Annotated in this window: 16 protein-coding genes; 9 read left to right on the top strand and 7 right to left on the bottom strand. The window is 63.2% G+C overall.

The genetic code is table 11. The features are described from left to right. The first annotated feature begins 85 nt into the window (after nt 1-85). From PSN43_RS11905 to thpR, 3 genes are all read left to right on the top strand, one after another. Nucleotides 86-1,405, top strand: coding sequence for a malic enzyme-like NAD(P)-binding protein (locus PSN43_RS11905; RefSeq protein ID WP_272700948.1), 1,320 nt, complete (start codon nt 86-88; stop codon nt 1,403-1,405). Nucleotides 1,406-1,903: 498 nt separating this feature from the next. Beyond that, nucleotides 1,904-2,083, top strand: coding sequence for a hypothetical protein (locus PSN43_RS11900; RefSeq protein WP_272700947.1), 180 nt, complete (start codon nt 1,904-1,906; stop codon nt 2,081-2,083). A gap of 2 nt (nt 2,084-2,085) precedes the next feature. Then, nucleotides 2,086-2,640 (top strand): RNA 2',3'-cyclic phosphodiesterase, encoded by a 555-nt coding sequence (gene thpR, locus PSN43_RS11895; protein WP_272700946.1) that lies wholly within the window; start codon nt 2,086-2,088, stop codon nt 2,638-2,640. 342 nt (nt 2,641-2,982) lie between these two features. Here thpR and PSN43_RS11890 read toward each other — a convergent pair whose 3' ends face one another. Both PSN43_RS11890 and PSN43_RS11885 read right to left on the bottom strand, forming a co-directional pair. Next, nucleotides 2,983-3,750 (bottom strand): exodeoxyribonuclease III, encoded by a 768-nt coding sequence (locus tag PSN43_RS11890; RefSeq protein WP_272700945.1) that lies wholly within the window; start codon nt 3,748-3,750, stop codon nt 2,983-2,985. A 290-nt stretch (nt 3,751-4,040) separates the two neighbouring features. Beyond that, complete coding sequence (locus tag PSN43_RS11885) at nt 4,041-4,628, bottom strand: DJ-1/PfpI family protein (protein WP_272700944.1); 588 nt, start codon at nt 4,626-4,628, stop codon at nt 4,041-4,043. 109 nt (nt 4,629-4,737) lie between these two features. Here PSN43_RS11885 and PSN43_RS11880 point away from each other — a divergent pair, with 109 nt between their 5' ends. Next, nucleotides 4,738-5,907, top strand: a complete 1,170-nt coding sequence (locus PSN43_RS11880; protein WP_272700943.1) for an aminoacetone oxidase family FAD-binding enzyme — start codon at nt 4,738-4,740, stop codon at nt 5,905-5,907. Nucleotides 5,908-5,975: 68 nt separating this feature from the next. On the opposite strand, the gene rdgB is transcribed toward PSN43_RS11880, so the two are convergent. Beyond that, nucleotides 5,976-6,584, bottom strand: a complete 609-nt coding sequence (gene rdgB, locus PSN43_RS11875; RefSeq protein ID WP_272700942.1) for an RdgB/HAM1 family non-canonical purine NTP pyrophosphatase — start codon at nt 6,582-6,584, stop codon at nt 5,976-5,978. A 41-nt stretch (nt 6,585-6,625) separates the two neighbouring features. Continuing rightward, nucleotides 6,626-8,107: a two-component system sensor histidine kinase NtrB gene (locus PSN43_RS11870; protein ID WP_272700941.1), complete on the bottom strand. Its 1,482-nt coding sequence runs from the start codon at nt 8,105-8,107 to the stop codon at nt 6,626-6,628. Nucleotides 8,108-8,210: 103 nt separating this feature from the next. On the opposite strand from PSN43_RS11870, the gene rimO reads away from it, so the two are divergent. The 5 genes from rimO to PSN43_RS11845 all read left to right on the top strand — a co-directional run bounded on the left by rimO (nt 8,211) and on the right by PSN43_RS11845 (nt 13,086). Beyond that, nucleotides 8,211-9,539 carry a 30S ribosomal protein S12 methylthiotransferase RimO gene (rimO, locus tag PSN43_RS11865; protein ID WP_272700940.1) on the top strand — a complete coding sequence of 443 codons (1,329 nt, stop codon included), beginning with the start codon at nt 8,211-8,213 and terminating at the stop codon, nt 9,537-9,539. A 166-nt stretch (nt 9,540-9,705) separates the two neighbouring features. Then, nucleotides 9,706-10,533 (top strand): phosphate ABC transporter substrate-binding protein, encoded by an 828-nt coding sequence (locus PSN43_RS11860; RefSeq protein ID WP_272700939.1) that lies wholly within the window; start codon nt 9,706-9,708, stop codon nt 10,531-10,533. 56 nt (nt 10,534-10,589) lie between these two features. After that, nucleotides 10,590-11,462: a PstC family ABC transporter permease gene (locus PSN43_RS11855; protein WP_272700938.1), complete on the top strand. Its 873-nt coding sequence runs from the start codon at nt 10,590-10,592 to the stop codon at nt 11,460-11,462. Beyond that, entirely contained in the window at nt 11,459-12,334 is an 876-nt protein-coding gene (locus PSN43_RS11850) for a PstA family ABC transporter permease (protein ID WP_272700937.1), read from the top strand. The genes PSN43_RS11855 and PSN43_RS11850 overlap by 4 nt, the downstream gene beginning before the upstream one ends. Then, on the top strand, nt 12,319-13,086 hold the full coding sequence (locus PSN43_RS11845) for a phosphate ABC transporter ATP-binding protein (RefSeq protein ID WP_272700936.1): 768 nt from the start codon (nt 12,319-12,321) through the stop codon (nt 13,084-13,086). Before PSN43_RS11850 ends, PSN43_RS11845 begins: the two co-directional genes overlap by 16 nt. Before the next feature lie 51 nt (nt 13,087-13,137). On the opposite strand, the gene serS is transcribed toward PSN43_RS11845, so the two are convergent. The 3 genes from serS to hisC are packed head-to-tail and all read right to left on the bottom strand — an operon-like array spanning nt 13,138 to nt 16,212. Continuing rightward, nucleotides 13,138-14,418: a serine--tRNA ligase gene (serS, locus tag PSN43_RS11840; RefSeq protein ID WP_272700935.1), complete on the bottom strand. Its 1,281-nt coding sequence runs from the start codon at nt 14,416-14,418 to the stop codon at nt 13,138-13,140. Nucleotides 14,419-14,459: 41 nt separating this feature from the next. Further along, nucleotides 14,460-15,119: a (d)CMP kinase gene (gene cmk / locus PSN43_RS11835; protein ID WP_272700934.1), complete on the bottom strand. Its 660-nt coding sequence runs from the start codon at nt 15,117-15,119 to the stop codon at nt 14,460-14,462. Further along, nucleotides 15,112-16,212: a histidinol-phosphate transaminase gene (hisC, locus tag PSN43_RS11830; RefSeq protein ID WP_272700933.1), complete on the bottom strand. Its 1,101-nt coding sequence runs from the start codon at nt 16,210-16,212 to the stop codon at nt 15,112-15,114. Before hisC ends, cmk begins: the two co-directional genes overlap by 8 nt. Nucleotides 16,213-16,369: the final 157 nt, after the last annotated feature.

The following is a 16,369-nucleotide window of genomic DNA, read 5'->3' as shown; positions in this document are numbered from 1 at the left end:
CCCGCCCGGGCCGATACTGCTTGACGGAAAGCGAAAAACCTCTTTAGGACATTGGACAAACTGTAAATTTCAGGAGGTTGAATTTATGGCATTGTTCACGAAGGAAGAAGCTCTCGACTATCACTCCGCCAAACGAAAGGGCAAACTGGAGGTCATCTCCATCAAGCCGTGCAGGAACCAGAAAGACCTGTCCATGGCATACAGCCCCGGCGTCGCAGAGGCCTGCCGCGCCATCCATGCGGATACCGAAAAGGTCTACGATTACACCAACAAAGGCAACCTGGTGGCAGTTGTCTCCAACGGCACCGCCGTGCTCGGCCTGGGCAACATCGGCCCCGAAGCGGGCAAGCCGGTCATGGAAGGCAAGGGCGTTCTGTTCAAGATTTTCTCCGATATCGACGTCTACGACCTGAACATCAACGCCAAGACCCCCGACGAAGTGGTCGCGTTCTGCAAATGCCTGGAGCCTACCTTCGGCGGCATCAACCTCGAAGACATCAAGGCCCCGGAATGTTTCGAGATCGAAACCCGCCTCAAGGCGGAAATGGGCATCCCCGTCTTCCACGACGACCAACACGGCACCGCCATCATCTCGGCGGCAGGCATCATCAACGCCCTGGACATCTCCGGCAAGAAGATCGACGAAATCAAAATCGTGGTCTCGGGCGCGGGCGCGGCCGCCATCGCCTGCTCCAACCTCTACGTGCACATGGGCGTCAGGCGCGAAAACATCTTCATGTTCGATTCGCGCGGCCTGATCCACGCCGGACGCACCGACCTCAACGAATTCAAGCGCGCATACGCCCAGGCCGAGGACAAGGGCTCCCTGGCCGACTGCATGGTCGGAGCCGACATGTTCCTGGGCCTCTCGGTCAAGGACGCCATCAACCAGGACATGGTCAAGACCATGGCCCAAAACGCCATCATCTTCGCCTGCGCCAACCCCGATCCCGAAATCCCCTATCCTGACGTCAAGGAAGTTCGCCCCGACATCATCATGGGCACCGGCCGGTCCGATTTCCCCAACCAGGTGAACAACGTGCTCGGCTTCCCGTTCATATTCCGGGGCGCGCTCGACTGCCGCGCCACCACCATCAACGAGGAAATGAAGCTCGCCGCCGCCAACGCCCTGGCGCGCCTGGCCAAGGAGCCGGTCTCCAAGGAAATCTGCGAGGCCTTCGGCGTGGACAAGCTCGAATACGGCATCGACTACATCATCCCCAAGCCGCTGGACCCGCGCGTCCTGACCTGGCTCGCCCCGGCCGTGGCCAAGGCCGCCATGGACACCGGCGTGGCCCAGGTCGAACTCGACCTCGCCCAGTACGCCAAGGACCTGGAAGCCCGCATGGCCGCCTCCAAGGCACGCACCAAGCTGGTGGTCGACTCCTTCGGCTACGACATCTAGGCCCCGCCCTGATCGAAACGAACCGCCCCGCTCCGAGACTCGGAGCGGGGCTTTTTCTTGGAGAGGGTATCCCGGTGGCTCCCTGAAGAGGGAAATCAGGTGTTGAAAGCCGCTTCGCGGCGATAGTCGGATGATTTCGCCTCCGGCGGGCAAGGGCTCGCACCCTTGCATCCCCTATGTGCGCCTTCGGCGCGGGCTTATTCCACTCCGCGGCGTTCCAACTCGAAAGCGGAAAGTTAAATATAGAGGTTCATTTTTTTTGGGGGGGACTATCCTTTGACTCCTTGGATGCGTAAAATCAGGTGTTGAAAGCCGCTTCGCGGCGATAGTCGGATGACTTCGCCTCCGGCGGGCAAGGGCTCGCCCCCTTGCATCCCCTATGTGCGCCTTCGGCACGGACTTATTCGCGAGGTTGCAAACGTATCCGCAACAGCGGCGTTCAAGAGCCGCGCATCCATCGCGTTGCCTGCGCGGCCTATGTCGTCTATGCTTGAACCCATGGACGAAACAACCCTCGACGAACTGCGCGAACTGGCCGAAAAAAAAGGCATCGATCCGGAGCGACTGCTGGAAATTGCCCGGGCCGACGGGCTGCCCGAAGAGCTCGGCGCGGCCATGGCCGATGTGCTCGGTGACCTGACGATTTTCGGCCTGGCCCTGGAAGAAAAGGACAAATAAACGTGCCCCGGCTGTTCATCGGCATCGGATTACCGGACATTTATCGACAATCACTCAGCCCTCTCATAGAGGACGTTTCAGGACTTACCGATGCCAGCGTGAACTGGTCCAAACTCTCCTCTTGGCACCTGACCCTGAAGTTTCTCGGCGAGACGGACGAGGCACATATTCCGGCCATCCGGCACGCCCTGGCCGCCGTGGATTTCACCGCCTTCACCATGCGGGCCGGAGGCGCGGGCGCGTTTCCCGACGCCGGACGCCCCAAGGTTCTCTGGCTCGGCTTGACCGAAGGCCGCGAACAATGCGCGGCCCTGGCCCGATCCATCGAGGACGCGCTGGCCGCCATCGGCGTACCCCGCGAAAAAAAGCCTTTCCGCCCGCACCTGACGCTCGGCAGAGTGCGCAAGCCCGGCCCCGGCGATTGGAAAACGCTCCTCGACCATGCCGCCGCTACGAACTGGCCAGCCTTCCCCGTAAACGAATTCATTCTCTGGCAAAGTGTCCTCGACCCTGCCGGAGCCATCCACACGCCCCTGGTTCGGTATCCGCTGGGATAGGAATGCCTCCGGCGGCCAGGGGGAAAGGGGAGAGAGGGCACCCTTTGAAAAGGGTTTCCCTCTCTCCCCTTTCCCCCTGGACTCCCTATCCCCTCTCTCCCTCCGAAACTTTTTGTATGCGCATCCGCGCGGGTGCGGGTACGCGAAAAGATAAACCTCTGCCCGAAACAACTTTCGAGCTAGATTGTTTTTTTTAGACGGGAAAAGAATTAACTCGCCGCCAACCCCGCGAAGCGGCGACAAAAAGTTTAGGAAAGGAAGGGGTTGGGGGTCCGGGGGAAGGGGAAGGAAAACCCTCTTCAAAGGGTTTTCCTTCCCCTTCCCCCGGCCGCCGGAGGCGCCCTAAACGTCGATTTCGACGCCGATGGGGCAGTGATCGGACCCGAGGATGTCGGGTTCGATCCAGGCGCGGACGACGCGGTCCTTCAGTTCTTCGGAGACGAAGAAGTAGTCGATGCGCCACCCGGCGTTGTTTTTGCGGGCGTTGAAGCGGTAGGACCACCAGGAGTAGTGGTCCGGGCCGTCTTCAAAGAGGCGGAAGGTGTCCACGTATCCGGCGTCGATGAACTTGTCGATCCAGGCGCGCTCCACGGGCAGAAAGCCGGAGCGTTCGCTGTTGGCCTTGGGATTTTTGAGGTCGATTTCCCTATGGGCGGTGTTGAAATCGCCGCCGACCACGATGGGCTTGGTCTTGCGCAGGCTTTCGGCGTGGTCGAGAAAGGCGTCGTAGAAGCCCATCTTGAAATCCAGACGCTCGTCGGACATCTGCCCGTTGGGGAAATAGATGTTGAAGAGATGGAAGTCCGGATATTCGAGATGGAGCACCCGGCCCTCGTCTCGGAAGCGGTCATCGGGCAGGCCCGTGTCCCAGGCGAGGGGTTCGGGGTTGGCGAAGCAGGCCACGCCGGAATAGCCCTTCTTTTTCTTGGACCAGTTCCAATAATGGTTGGAAAAGGAGTCCGGTTCGCGCTCTTCGGAAGAAAGTTGTTCGGGATGGACCTTGGTCTCCTGAAGCATGACCACATCCCCGCCGCAGCCGTCCAGCCAGTCGCGGAAGTCCTTTTTGAGCACGGCCCGGTAGCCGTTGACGTTCCATGAATAAATAATCATCGCGTCTCCTGGGAAAAAGGAGGGGGAACCGGCTGGGCCGATTCCCCCTTCATGCCGCATTTGCGGCGAAAACTACTGCTCGTTGGGGGTGCTGATCTTGATCATGACCAGTGCGGCGATGGTCAGGAACAGTCCCAGGAAAAACCAGAAGAAACCCATCATGTTCGCATCCTCCACAAATTTAAACCATTGTGCATACGCCCATAACAAAAACTTCGGCGGATGGAAAGGGATAGCGGCCCGGAAACGACTTCCCGGGCCGCCTGTTTTCGCTGACGGGGAGCGGCCGCTTACGGCTCGATGGTGGAACCGAGCACCTTGAGAAACTCGCGCATCCATTCGGGATGGGCTGGCCAGGCCGGTGCGGTGACGATATTGCCGTCGGCGCAGGCGTTTGAGGCCGTGGCGTTGACCGGGCACCACGAGGCTCCCGCCGCGTCGATATCCGGCTTGACCGCCGGGTAGGCAGTGCAGGTCTTGCCCTTTATGACGTCGGCCGCGGTGAGCAGTTGCGGGCCGTGGCAGATGGCGGCGATGGGCTTTCCCGCCTCGGCGAAGTGGCGCACGCACTGGATGACATCCGGATTGAGGCGCAGGTATTCCGGGGCGCGCCCGCCGGGGAGGACTAGGGCGTCGTAATCCTCGGCCCTGATTTCTTCAAAGGCGGCGGTGATCCCGAAATTGTGTCCCGGTTTCTCGGAATAGGTTTGATGGCCCTCGAAATCATGCACGGCGGTCGCCACAGACTCGCCCGCCTTCTTGCCTGGGCACACGGCGTCGACATGGTGGCCGACCATCAGGAGCATCTGAAAGGGAACCATGGCTTCGTAGTCTTCGACAAAGTCGCCGACCAGCATCAGTATTTTCTTGGCTGCCATTTGCTTCCTCCAAGGTAGAGTTTTTCGGATTGTAAAAATCATATCCCCACCCGTTTTTTTGTCAACACGGTCAGGTGACAATCCGCGCCCCTTGCCGTAGAACCGGCGCATGAACCGATTCGATGCTGTTATTCTCGGGGCCGGGGCCTCTGGCCTGTGGTGCGCCATGACCGCCGGGGCGCGCGGGCGCAACGTCGCCGTGATCGACCACGGGACCAAGGCCGCCCGCAAGGTGCGCATTTCCGGCGGGGGCAAGTGCAACTTCACCAACCTGAACGCCTCGCCCGCGCACTACCTTTGCGCCAATCCCCACTTTGTCAAATCCGCCCTGGCCCGGCTTTCGCCGTGGGACGTGGTCGGATTCCTGGGCGAGCACGGGATTACCTTCGAGGAACGCGATCACGGCCAGCTCTTCACCCTGGAAGGCGCGGGCCGGGTAGCGGGGGTGCTGCTCGACCGATGCGCGCGCACGGGCGCGGCCATGCTGACCGGGCAGGACGTCGGCAAGGTCTCCGGCTCCGGCCCGTTCGCGGTGGAAGTGGGCGGCCAAACCGTCATCGGGGACAAACTGGTCCTGGCGCTGGGCGGGCCGTCCTGGCCTCAGGCGGGAGCCACGGACCTCGGCTTCCGGCTGGCCCGACAATACGGACTGGAACTCGTCCCGCCCCGTCCCGGTCTGGTGCCCCTGGTCTTCCCGAAAAGACTCCGTCCGCTATGCGTCGAGATGGCGGGCAACTCCCTGCCCGCTACGGTGGAGACCGGCTCCGCGAGCTTCACCGATCCCCTGCTTTTCACCCACCGGGGCATATCAGGCCCGGCCGCGCTCCAGGCGTCCAGCTACTGGCGCGAGCACCAGCCCGTGAGCATCGATTTCCTGCCCGGCCAACGGCTGGAGGACTTCATCGCGGAACACCGGGCCTCCAACCAGCAGTTGCGCAACCTGCTCGCCCGCATCCTGCCCAAACGGCTGCCGCCCCTGCTTCTGGACGCCGCGCTGGCCGAAACATCGGTCAGCCAGTTGTCCAAGGCCGAGATCGAAACGGCGTGCGAGCGCATCCACCGCTTCACCTTCACGCCGTCCGAGACCGAAGGCTACGCCAAAGCCGAAGTCACCGTGGGCGGCGCGGCCACGGACCGCATCTCCTCAAAAACCATGGAATGCCGCGACGTGCACGGCCTGTTCGTCATCGGCGAGACCCTGGACGTGACCGGCCACCTGGGCGGATTCAACCTCCACTGGGCGTTCGCGTCGGGCCAGGCCTGCGGCGAAGCGCTCTGATCCCGCCGCTCAAGCAAAAAGCCCCGCCGCTTTCGCGACGGGGCTTCCGTATTTCCTGTCAGGACCGGTTAGGCCCGGGCCTTCTCCCAAAACTCGGGCCACTGCGCCAACAGCTTCTTCATGGCCTTGCCGCGATGTGAACGGCCGTTCTTGACCGCGGGGTCCATCTCGGCCACATGGCAGCCGAACTCGGGGTCGATGACGATGACGTCGTAGCCGAAACCGCCGGCGCCTTTGTAACCATGTCCGACCACGATCTCGTAGGCCCCGTCCGCGCTGATCTCAGTGCCGTTGGGGGCGGATGCGGCCATGACGCAGCGGTAGCGGCCCGTGCGTTTCTCGTCGGGCACGTCCTTCATCTCGGCCAGCATTTTCTCGTTGTTGTCACGGTCGTTGTGCTGCTCGCCCGCATAGCGTGCGGAGTACACGCCGGGGCGGCCGTCCAGAGCGTCGATCTCAATGCCGGAGTCGTCGGCCACGGCCACCAGGCCGGTGATCGCGGCCACGGCGCGCGCCTTGATGAAGGCGTTCTCCAGAAAGGTCTCGCCGGTTTCCGGGATGTCGCCGATCTCCGGGAACTCGGCCAGGCTCTTGACCGCCACCCCGAAGGGCTCGAGCATGACGGAAAGCTCTCTGATCTTGCCCTTGTTGTTGGTCGCCAGAACGATGGTGTCCATAAAGATTTCTCCCTGAGGTGGTTTGCTTCAGGGGGCTGAACCTACGCGGACTCGGCCGAATCTTCAACCGCCAGGATGGGCGGCAGGAAGAGCGTCACCTTGGTGCCGACCCCTTCCATGGACGCCAGGTCCACCCGGCCGCCCAGCTCGCCCACGATCTTGTGTATCTGGGCCAGTCCGAGTCCGACGTTCTTGTCCTTGGTGGAGAAGAACGGGCTGAATATCTTGTCGCGTATTTCCAGTGGGATGCCCGTCCCGGTGTCCTCCACGGTAAGCATGGCCATGTCGTGGTTCATGGAGGTGGTCACGTAGAGCTTGCCGCCGGAGGGCATGGCCTCCAGGGCGTTCTTGACCAGGTTGATGAGGCATTGCTTGATGAGGTCCGGGTTGGCGTGGACCTTGGCCAGGCCTTCGTCCAGGGTGACGTATGGCTCCACATTCTGATTGGAGCAGGGCAGTTGCATGACGTCCATGGCGGTCCGGACCATCTCGTTCAAATCCACCTCGGCCACCTCGGCCTCGGTGGGCCGGGCGAAATTGAGCAGACTCCGCAGGACCTCGTCCAAGCGCCTGGATTCGTCCAGGATGATGGACAGCTTCTCCCGCGCCTTCTCGTCCACTCCCCGGCCGCGCATCAGCGAATTGGCGAAGCCGCTGATGGAAAAAAGCGGATTGCGGATTTCGTGGGCCATGTAGGTGGACAGCTCGCCCACCGAGGCCAGCCGCTCGGCCTGCTGGAGGCGGTTCTCCATGGACCGCCGCACGGTGATGTCCCTGCGAATGGCCACCACATGATTCACCTCGCCGTCCTCGTCCGCCACGGGGCTGGTGTAAATGCGGAAATACTGCACACGGCCGTCGCCGCCCACCAGGCTGGTAATGGTCTCGGCCGGAGTTCGGGTCTTCATGGTCCTGGCGAAGGGGTCCTCCCACTCCTCGCATTCCCCTTCGACAGTCCGGGTGAATATCTCGCAGTAATGCCTGCCCACCAAGACCTTCTTGGGCAGCCCGGAGCGGTTCAGCACGGTCTGGTTCATGTCCAGCACCAATCCGGCCCGGTCCAGGAAGAGAATCTCCTGATCCATCTGGTCCACGATGGTCTTGAGCATGTTCTGGGTGTGCAGCAGGTCCACTTTGCAGGCCACCCACATCTGATTCGAAGTCAGCAGCCGGATGAAGAAACGGGCCGCGCCGCGCTCCACCAGGGTGACGGAAGGAGGCAGGAAGTTGCGCAGTTCGTGGACAAGGCCCGGACGGCCCGTGGCCTCGATGACCATGTTGATCTCGGGGTGACTCCCGAGCATGGCCTTGTAGCCAGCGTAGGTGGGGATGATCCGGCCCGAGTCGTTCGCCTCGGGGAGCACGGATTCGCCGGGCAGCGCCACGGCCACCACACCGATCTCCTTGAGGATTTCATCGTTGCTCCGGTCCTTGAACATCTCCCAGAAGGCAAGCAGGGCCGGAATGTCGCCGATCACGCCGATGACATACCGTTTGTCGTCCAGACCGGAACCTTCGAACATTTGACCTCCTCCCCATTCCTGTGCTCATGTGGCGCGCGCCAGGACTGGACTTTGCCACGACACAAGATTACCCCATTCAGGAAATGTTATCAAAGGAAATGACATGGCGAAAACAGCAGGAACTCCCGTGAGAACATACACCGTAAGCCTGGGCTGCCCCAAGAACAGGGTGGACACCGAGCGGCTGCTCGGCGCGCTGGGCTCCAACATGGTCCCGGCGGATTCGGTGGCCGACGCCGACCTCGTGCTCATCAACACCTGCGGCTTCATCCAGCCCGCCATCGAGGAATCCGTGGCCACCATTCTGGACGCCGTCGGCGAGGCGGCGGACGCCCTCGAAGGAACGGGCCGCAAGCCGCTGATCTGCGTGGCGGGATGCCTTGTCTCGCGCTACGGCCAGGACCTCAAGGACGAACTGCCCGAAGTGGACCTGTGGCTGAACACCGAGGAGATCGAGCAGTGGCCCGCCATGGCTTCCCGCGCCCTCCAGGCCTCCCTTCCCGGCGGCACCCCGCGCAACCTCTCCACCGGTCCGGCCTATGCCTACCTCAAGGTTTCGGAAGGATGCTCGCACAACTGCCGGTTCTGCACCATCCCGTCCATTCGCGGCCCGCACAGGAGCTGGTCCGTGGATTTCCTGCTGAACGAGGCCCGGCTTCTGGCCGACCAGGCGCCCGAGCTCATCGTCGTGGGCCAGGACTCCACGGCCTACGGCTCGGACCTCGGCCAGGGCAATGACCTGTCCGCCCTGGTCAAGGGGCTGGCCGCCATCCCGTCCCTGCAATGGCTGCGCATCATGTATCTCTATCCCGCAGGGCTGACCGAGTCCCTACTCTCCCTGCTGCGCGGCATCGGCGCGCCGTTCCTGCCGTATTTCGACATCCCGCTCCAGCACGCCCACCCCGACGTGCTCGGCTCCATGGGACGCCCCTTCGCCCGCAACCCGGAGAAGGTCATCGAGCGGGTCCGCCGCTTCTTTCCGGAAGCCGCCCTGCGCACCACCTTCATCGTGGGCTATCCCGGCGAGACCGAGGCGCACTTCCAGACCCTCAAGGACTTCGTCCGCCGCACCCGCTTCCACCATCTCGGGGTCTTCCCTTATTGGGCCGAGGAGGGCACCCCGGCGGCGGCCATGGACAACCAGGTTCCGGACGAGGTCAAGCTCGCCCGGCGCGACGAGATCATGGCCATCCAGGCAGAAATCAGCGCCGACATCATGTCCGGGTACGTCGGCGAGACCCTGCCCGTGGTCATCGAACGGGAATCCGACGAATGGCCCGGCCTGTACGTCGGCAGAGCGTGGTTCCAGGCCCCCGACGTGGACGGCGTGACGTATGTGGGCGCGCCCCCGGACGAGACGCTGGAGCTCGGCTCCATCGTCGAGGTCGAGATCGAGAAGGCCGAGACCTACGATCTGTCCGGGCTGGTGTAAGCCCGGCCCGGCGCGCGCCGCGCCAATGATAGATAACTCCAATGGCTGATGCGCCGATGATGCGCATTATGAGTTTGTTACGGCCGTGTGACCAGGCTATGCTTCTCGCATTTGTCCCGGACGGCCGTCGGCCGGTCCTCTTCCATCAAGCCAGCAGGAGCATTCAATGAAACGTCTTTCCCTTTTTCTCTGTCTGACCGTGTTCAGCCTCGCATTCGGCATCCAAGCCGCTTGCGCGGACGGCCTGGACGCCTTCAAGGGCAAGGAAGGCAGCATTTCCATCGCGGGCGGCACGGCCCACATTCCCGTCATGAAGGACGCCGCCAAGGCCATCATGAGCGCCAACCCGAACATCAGGATCACCATCGCGGGCGGCGGTTCCGGCGTGGGCATCCAGAAAGTGGGCGAGGGCCTCGTGGACATCGGCAACTCCGGCCGCAAGGCCAGCGACGCCGAAGTGTCCAAGTACGGCCTGGTCATGTTCCCCTTTGCCGTTGACGGCGTCGCCACCGTGATTCACGCCGAGAACCCGGTCCAAGCCCTGACGGGCGACCAGGTCCGGGCAATCTTCGCCGGCCAGATCACCAACTGGAAGGAAGTGGGCGGCAACGACGGCGTCATCAACGTCTATGCCCGCGACGAATCCAGCGGCACCCGCGAGGTCTACTGGAAGAAGCTTCTGAACAAGGGGGCCGTGGTCGCCTCGGCCAACGTGGTTCCCTCCAACGGGGCCATGAAGCTGGCCGTGTCCAAGGACCCCAACGCCATCGGCTACGTGTCCATCGGCCATCTCGACGGAAGCGTGAAGGCCCCCAGCCTCGACGGCGTGGAAGTGAACCAGGAAGCCGCCAAGAGCGGCCAGTACCCCGTGGTCCGCAAGCTCTACATGAACACCAAGGGCGAGCCCCAGGGCATCGTGAAGAGCTTCGTGGAATACATCACCGGCCCCGACTGCGTCGAGTTCATCAAGGCCGCGGGCTACATCCCCTTCTAACCATCCGAAAGGGCGAAGCGATCCGAGCTCAGGAGCGCTTCGCCCCGTTTTGATTCATGCATCGCACAGCAGACAGAAGAACCGGCTCCGTCTGGCTTCCGGCCTGCCGATTCTCGGCGGCCGTCACGGGAGCGGCGGTCCTGGCCATCCTTCTTTTCCTGCTCTGGTTCAGCTTGCCGCTTCTCGACGCGGACACGCTGTCGAAGCTGCTGTCCTGGGAATGGCGGCCGTTCCAGGGAGGATTCGGCATCCTGCCCATGGTCGCCGGTTCGCTGCTGCTCTCCCTGTCCGCGCTCCTGCTCGCCTTTCCCGTATCCGTCGGAATCTGCTGCTTCGCGCACGGCATGGGACCGTCCGGCCCGGCCGCATACCTGCTGCGCCTGGTAAAGTTCATGACCAGCGTGCCCACCGTTGTCTACGGCTTCGTGGGCGTGTTCGTCCTGGTGCCGCTCCTTCGGGAGGCGTTTCGCAGCGGAAGCGGTTTTTGCTGGCTGGCGGCCGCGGTCGGGCTGGCCGTCCTCATCCTGCCGACCATCGTGCTCATGCTGCACAGCCAGTTCATGCTCATCGAGCCGCAGGTCACGCTCACGGCCGCGGCCCTGGGCATGAGTCCGGCCCAGCGCCTTCTGCACCTGGTCATACCGATCTCCGGCAGGGGCTTCGCCGCAGCGCTCGTGCTCGGTTTCGGGCGCGCCCTGGGCGACACCATGATCCCGCTCATGCTCGCGGGCAACGCGGCACAGGTCCCCGGCTCCCTTCTCGAATCCCTTCGGACCATGACGGCGCACATCGCGCTGGTGGTCGCGACGGACAGCCAGAGTCTGGCCTATCTCTCCCTTTTCGCCTGCGGGCTCATTCTTTTTCTGAGCACCACGCTGGTCAATCTCGGCCTGCAACTGCTCAAACGGTCCGGCGAGGACAACGGATGAAGACCCGCTACCGCCTTTTTTCCCTCTTCTGCTGGGCCTGCGCGCTGCTGCCCGCAATCGGCGTGATCGGACTCGTCGTCTTTCTCCTCCGGCAAGGCTGGGGAGGCCTCGGCCTCGAACTGTTTTTCGGCGACACCCCGCCCCTGGACGCCATATTCCGGTTCGCGCCGGTCTGGGACGGCATCTGGCCCGCCTGTTTCGGGACGCTGGCCGTCACCGCGCTGGCCGCCCTCACGGCCATCCCGCTCGGATTGTTCTGCGGCATTTACCTGAACGAATTCCCGCGAGGCCGCTTTTCCGGCATCCTGGATTTCTGCGTCAACCTTCTCGCGGGTATGCCGTCCATTCTCATGGGTCTGTTCGGGTTCGCGCTCATCCTCTTTCTGCGCCACACGCTGGCTCCCGAGGCGGGCACCGGCCTGCTGCTTTCAGGGTTCTGCATGGGGCTGCTGGTCCTGCCCTACATGATAAAATCCACCCAGTCCTCACTGGGCGGCCTGCCCGAGGACCTTCGGCTCATGGGAGCGGGGCTCGGCTTCTCCCAAAGCCAGACGATCCGATATATCCTGCTGCCGTCCGCGGGCAGGGGGATCATGAGCGGCGTTGTCCTTTCCATAGGGCGGGCGGCGGAAGACACCGCCGTCATCATGCTCACCGGGGCCGTGGCCAACGCCGGACTCCCGCGAGGGCTCTTCGACAATTACGAGGCGCTGCCCTTCTTCATCTACACGGTGGCCGCCGAATACCAGTCGCCGGAGGAATTGCAGCACGGATTCGGCGCGGCGCTGGTGCTGCTGGCCCTGACCATGGGATTGTTCCTGGCCGCGCACGGACTGCACCACGCAATGGAGAAACGATGGAAACGGGGATGAACACGGTCATTTCAATCCGGGACCTCACGGTCTCATTCAAGGATAAAAATGCCCTGTCCAGGGTGAGCTTCGACGTCATGCCGAACGAACTGACCGTGCTGGTCGGCCGCTCGGGATCGGGAAAATCTACACTGCTCAGAGCCGTGAACAGGCTCAACGAATGTTTCGAGGGATGCGAAACCAGCGGCGGCATATCCGTCCGCCTGGGCGGGGAAACGCTGGACGTCTATGCTCCCAGGACCGACCCGGAGCGGCTTCGCAGCCGCGTGGGCATGGTCTTCCAATCGCCCAACGTCCTGCCCATCTCCATCGAACGGAACCTGCTCCTGCCGCAAAAACTGGTGTGCGGCGTCGGAGGCCCCAAGGCGCGTGAGATCATGGAACGGGTGCTGGAGGACGTCGGCCTGCTCGACGAGGTGAAAGACCGGCTCAAACAGCCTGCGGGCACCCTGTCCGGCGGCCAGCAACAACGGCTGTGCCTCGCCCGAACCTTGGCCCTGGAGCCGGAAATCCTCCTGCTCGACGAACCCACGGCGTCAGTGGACTACAAATCCGTGGAGCATATTGAACAACTGCTCCTGCGGCTCGCCCCGACGCTGCCCATGCTGGTGGTTTCCCATAGCCTGGATCAGACGCGCATACTGGCCGACCGAGTCATTCTCATGCGGGAGGGAAGTGTGGCCGGAACGTGGAGCCGAACCGACCTCGATGCGAAAACAGCTTTCGACGAGCTGCTCTCCACGACGTTCTAAGGCTGCGCCCGGACAGCCTTTCCTGTTGCCGGGCGCGCCGCGTGAAACGTCTTATTCGGGTTTGACCACTTCGAGGCCGCCCATGTACGGACGCAACGCCTCGGGAATGACCAGCGAGCCGTCGGCCTGCTGGTAGTTTTCCAGCACGGCCACCAGGCAGCGGCCCACGGCCAGGCCGGAGCCATTCAGGGTGTGGGGATACAGCTTCTTCTTGGAATCCTTGGGCTGGAACCGGATGTTGGCCCGGCGCGCCTGGAAGTCCTCGCAGTTGGAGCAGGAGGAGATCTCGCGGTACTTGCCCTGGCCGGGCAGCCAGACCTCGATGTCGTAGGTCTTGGCCGCGCTGAAGCCTATGTCGCCGGTGCACAGGGCGATGGTCCGGTAGTGCAGCCCCAGCAGCTCAAGGATGCGCTCGGCGGAGCGAGTCATATCCTCCAACGCCTCGTAGGAATGGTCGGGATGGGCGAAATTGACCATTTCCACCTTGTAGAACTGATGCTGGCGGATGAGGCCCTTGGTGTCCTTGCCGTAGGAACCGGCCTCGGAGCGGAAGCACGGGGTCTGGGCGCAGAACTTGATCGGCAGCTTCTCTTCCGGAATGACCTCGTCCGCAAAAATGTTGGTCAGCGGCACTTCGGCCGTGGGAATGAGGTAGAACTCGCGCTCGTCGGTGAGTTTGAACAGGTCCTCCTCGAACTTGGGCAACTGGCCCGTGCCGGTCATGGTCTTCTTGTTGACGATGAACGGGGGCAGGACCTCGGTGTAGCCGCGCTCTCCGGTCTGGGTATCCAGCATGAGCTGCGCCAGGGCGCGTTCGAGCCGGGCGCACCAGCCGAAGCTGATGGAGAACCGGGCCCCGGCCAGCTTGGCCGCGCACTCGAAGTCCAGGCCGCCGAGGTCGGCGCCTATCTCCCAATGCTCCTTGGGCTTGAAGTCCATGACCGGTTTCTCGCCCCAGTAACGCAGGACGGGGTTGTCCTCCTCGCCCGCGCCCTCGGGCACGGATTCGTGGGGAATGTTCGGCACGGCCATCATCCAGTCGTACTCGGCCTTCTCCACCTCGGCCAGCTCCTTGTCGAGCTCCTTGGTGCGCTCGGCGACCTTGCTCATCTTGTCCAGCAGGTCCGAAGCGTCCTCGCCCGCCTTCTTCCGTTTGGCGATTTCAGGGCCGACGGCGTTCTTCTCGGCCTTGAGGGCTTCCACATCGCCGACAAGGCGCTTCCGCCGGTCGTCCAGATCGGTGAACTCGCTCACGTCGATCTTGGAATGGCGTCTCTCAAGGGCCTCGCGAACCAGTTCCGGGTTCTTCTGCATCAGTTTGAGATCAAGCATGGCAATAATATCTCCTCAGTGGCTTAGATATCGGATGTATCCTAGGCCACGGCTTCTTTCAAGACGGCCAGGACCTGGTCCCGGTCCAACTCCGTGGTGTCGATGACGATCGCGTCCTCCGCCGGTTTGAGCGGGGCCACGGGCCGATTGCGGTCCTGGGCGTCGCGTCTGGCGATCTGCTCCTTCAACTCGTCGAGGTCGGCGGGCTTGCCCATCCCCTCAAGCTGGAGGAAACGACGCCGGGCACGTTCCTCCACGGAGGCGTCCAGGAAAAACTTGTACGGTGCGCCGGGAAAAACCACGGTGCCCATGTCGCGCCCTTCGGCGACCAGGGAAAACCGCTCCCCCAACGCCTGCTGGGCTTTTTTCAAAAAGGTTCGAACCACCGGCAGCGTGGCGATGTTCGAGGCCCACATGCCCACTTCCTCGGTGCGGATTTCGTTCCCGATGGGCTTGCCGTTCAGGGACAGGACCGAATCCTCGCCCACACCGGAGAGGCTGTACGCAATGCCGTCGAGCGCCTCCTCAAGGCTTCCCTCGGACCATTCCCAGGCTCCTTCCCCAAGCTTCCAGGCCACGGACCGAAACATGGCCCCGGTGTCCAGGTAGGGGATGGCAAGCAGCCGGGCCAGCCTTTTGGCCATGGTGGACTTGCCCACCCCGGCCGGGCCGTCGATGGTCACGATCAGCGGACTACCCATTGAGGATATCTCCAAGCGCCTCGATGAACTGCCGGTTCTCCCCGTCCGTGCCCACATTCACGCGGATGCAGTCGCCCAGGCCGAAACTCCCCAGATGGCGAACGATGATCCCCCGCTCCAACAGCGTCTGGAATATGGTCTTGGCATCCATGGGAGGACGGAACATGACGAAATTGGACTGGCTCGGCCAAACCTTGCAGCCGAGCTTGCCCAGCTCCTTCGTGAAATACTCGCGGCCGCGCATGACCACGCTCAGGGTCTCGTTGAAAAAGACCTCGTCCTCAAGGGCGGCCAGTCCGGCCTCCTCGGCCAGCAGATTGACCGTGAACGGGATGCGCGCGTTGGCGAGCAGCTTGGCGAGGTGCGCGGGCATGATGCCGTATCCCAACCGCATACCCGCCAGCCCATACGCCTTGGAAAAGGTCCGCAGACAGACGAGATTCTCGAACTTGTCGAACGCCTGCACCGGAGAATAGGACTCCGGCGGCCAGGCGAATTCGATGTACGCCTCGTCCACCACCAGCAAACAATCCTTGGGCAGCACGCCCGCAAGCACGCTCAGGTCCTCGACACCGGCCGCCAGTCCCGAAGGGTTGTCCGGGCTGGTCACGATGACCATGGCCGTATTCTCGTCCGCGGCCGCGGCCATGGCGTCCAGGGGCAGCTCATATCCCTCGCCGCGCGGGACCTCGCGATACTCCAGCCCGCACAGCTTGGCGCACATGCGGTACATGGCGAAGCTGTGCTCATAGCAGACCACGTTCGACTTGCCCGGGATGCCCTTCATGCGGAAAAGCATGTCGATGATCTCGTCGGAACCGTTGCCGACCAGCACGCACTCCGCGGGCACCTCCACGTTCGCGGCAATGGCCTCGACCAGACGGGGCGTATGGTTCTCCGGATACCGGAAAGCCCGGGCCGCGTTGCGCTCGATGGCTTTTTTCACCAGAGGCGACGTGCCCAGCGGGTTCTCGTTGCTCGCCAGCTTGATGACCGAGGTCAATCCGTAGCGGGCCTGAATCTGCTCGATGGTCAGACCCGGCACATACGGGGCGAAATCCAATATCTCCGGACGAACGGTAAATTCTCTCATCATGCTCTCCTCAGAAAGGGTGGCCTCGCCGGGTGGGCGGGCGGGCGGGCGTCTCCGACGGGGGGGGGGGGGGGGGGGGGGGGGGGGGGGGGGGGGGGGGGGGGGGGGGGGGGGGGGGGGGGGGGGGGGGGGGGGGGGGGGGGGGGGGGGGGGGGGG

Source organism: Desulfovibrio sp. Fe33 (assembly GCF_028532725.1).
In the GTDB taxonomy this organism is placed as follows: domain Bacteria; phylum Desulfobacterota; class Desulfovibrionia; order Desulfovibrionales; family Desulfovibrionaceae; genus Pseudodesulfovibrio.
This window is presented reverse-complemented; position numbering and strand designations above follow the sequence as displayed.

Bases quoted from the DNA above. Each gene is read 5' to 3' on its own strand.
- PSN43_RS11905 (WP_272700948.1), top strand. From the start codon at position 86: ATGGCATTGTTCACGAAGGAAGAAGCTCTCGACTATCACTCCGCCAAA.
- PSN43_RS11900 (WP_272700947.1), top strand. From the start codon at position 1,904: ATGGACGAAACAACCCTCGACGAACTGCGCGAACTGGCCGAAAAAAAA.
- PSN43_RS11890 (WP_272700945.1), bottom strand. From the start codon at position 3,750: ATGATTATTTATTCATGGAACGTCAACGGCTACCGGGCCGTGCTCAAA.
- PSN43_RS11885 (WP_272700944.1), bottom strand. From the start codon at position 4,628: ATGGCAGCCAAGAAAATACTGATGCTGGTCGGCGACTTTGTCGAAGAC.
- PSN43_RS11880 (WP_272700943.1), top strand. From the start codon at position 4,738: ATGAACCGATTCGATGCTGTTATTCTCGGGGCCGGGGCCTCTGGCCTG.
- rdgB (WP_272700942.1), bottom strand. From the start codon at position 6,584: ATGGACACCATCGTTCTGGCGACCAACAACAAGGGCAAGATCAGAGAG.
- PSN43_RS11870 (WP_272700941.1), bottom strand. From the start codon at position 8,107: ATGTTCGAAGGTTCCGGTCTGGACGACAAACGGTATGTCATCGGCGTG.
- rimO (WP_272700940.1), top strand. From the start codon at position 8,211: ATGGCGAAAACAGCAGGAACTCCCGTGAGAACATACACCGTAAGCCTG.
- PSN43_RS11860 (WP_272700939.1), top strand. From the start codon at position 9,706: ATGAAACGTCTTTCCCTTTTTCTCTGTCTGACCGTGTTCAGCCTCGCA.
- PSN43_RS11855 (WP_272700938.1), top strand. From the start codon at position 10,590: ATGCATCGCACAGCAGACAGAAGAACCGGCTCCGTCTGGCTTCCGGCC.
- PSN43_RS11850 (WP_272700937.1), top strand. From the start codon at position 11,459: ATGAAGACCCGCTACCGCCTTTTTTCCCTCTTCTGCTGGGCCTGCGCG.
- PSN43_RS11845 (WP_272700936.1), top strand. From the start codon at position 12,319: ATGGAAACGGGGATGAACACGGTCATTTCAATCCGGGACCTCACGGTC.
- serS (WP_272700935.1), bottom strand. From the start codon at position 14,418: ATGCTTGATCTCAAACTGATGCAGAAGAACCCGGAACTGGTTCGCGAG.
- cmk (WP_272700934.1), bottom strand. From the start codon at position 15,119: ATGGGTAGTCCGCTGATCGTGACCATCGACGGCCCGGCCGGGGTGGGC.
- hisC (WP_272700933.1), bottom strand. From the start codon at position 16,212: ATGAGAGAATTTACCGTTCGTCCGGAGATATTGGATTTCGCCCCGTAT.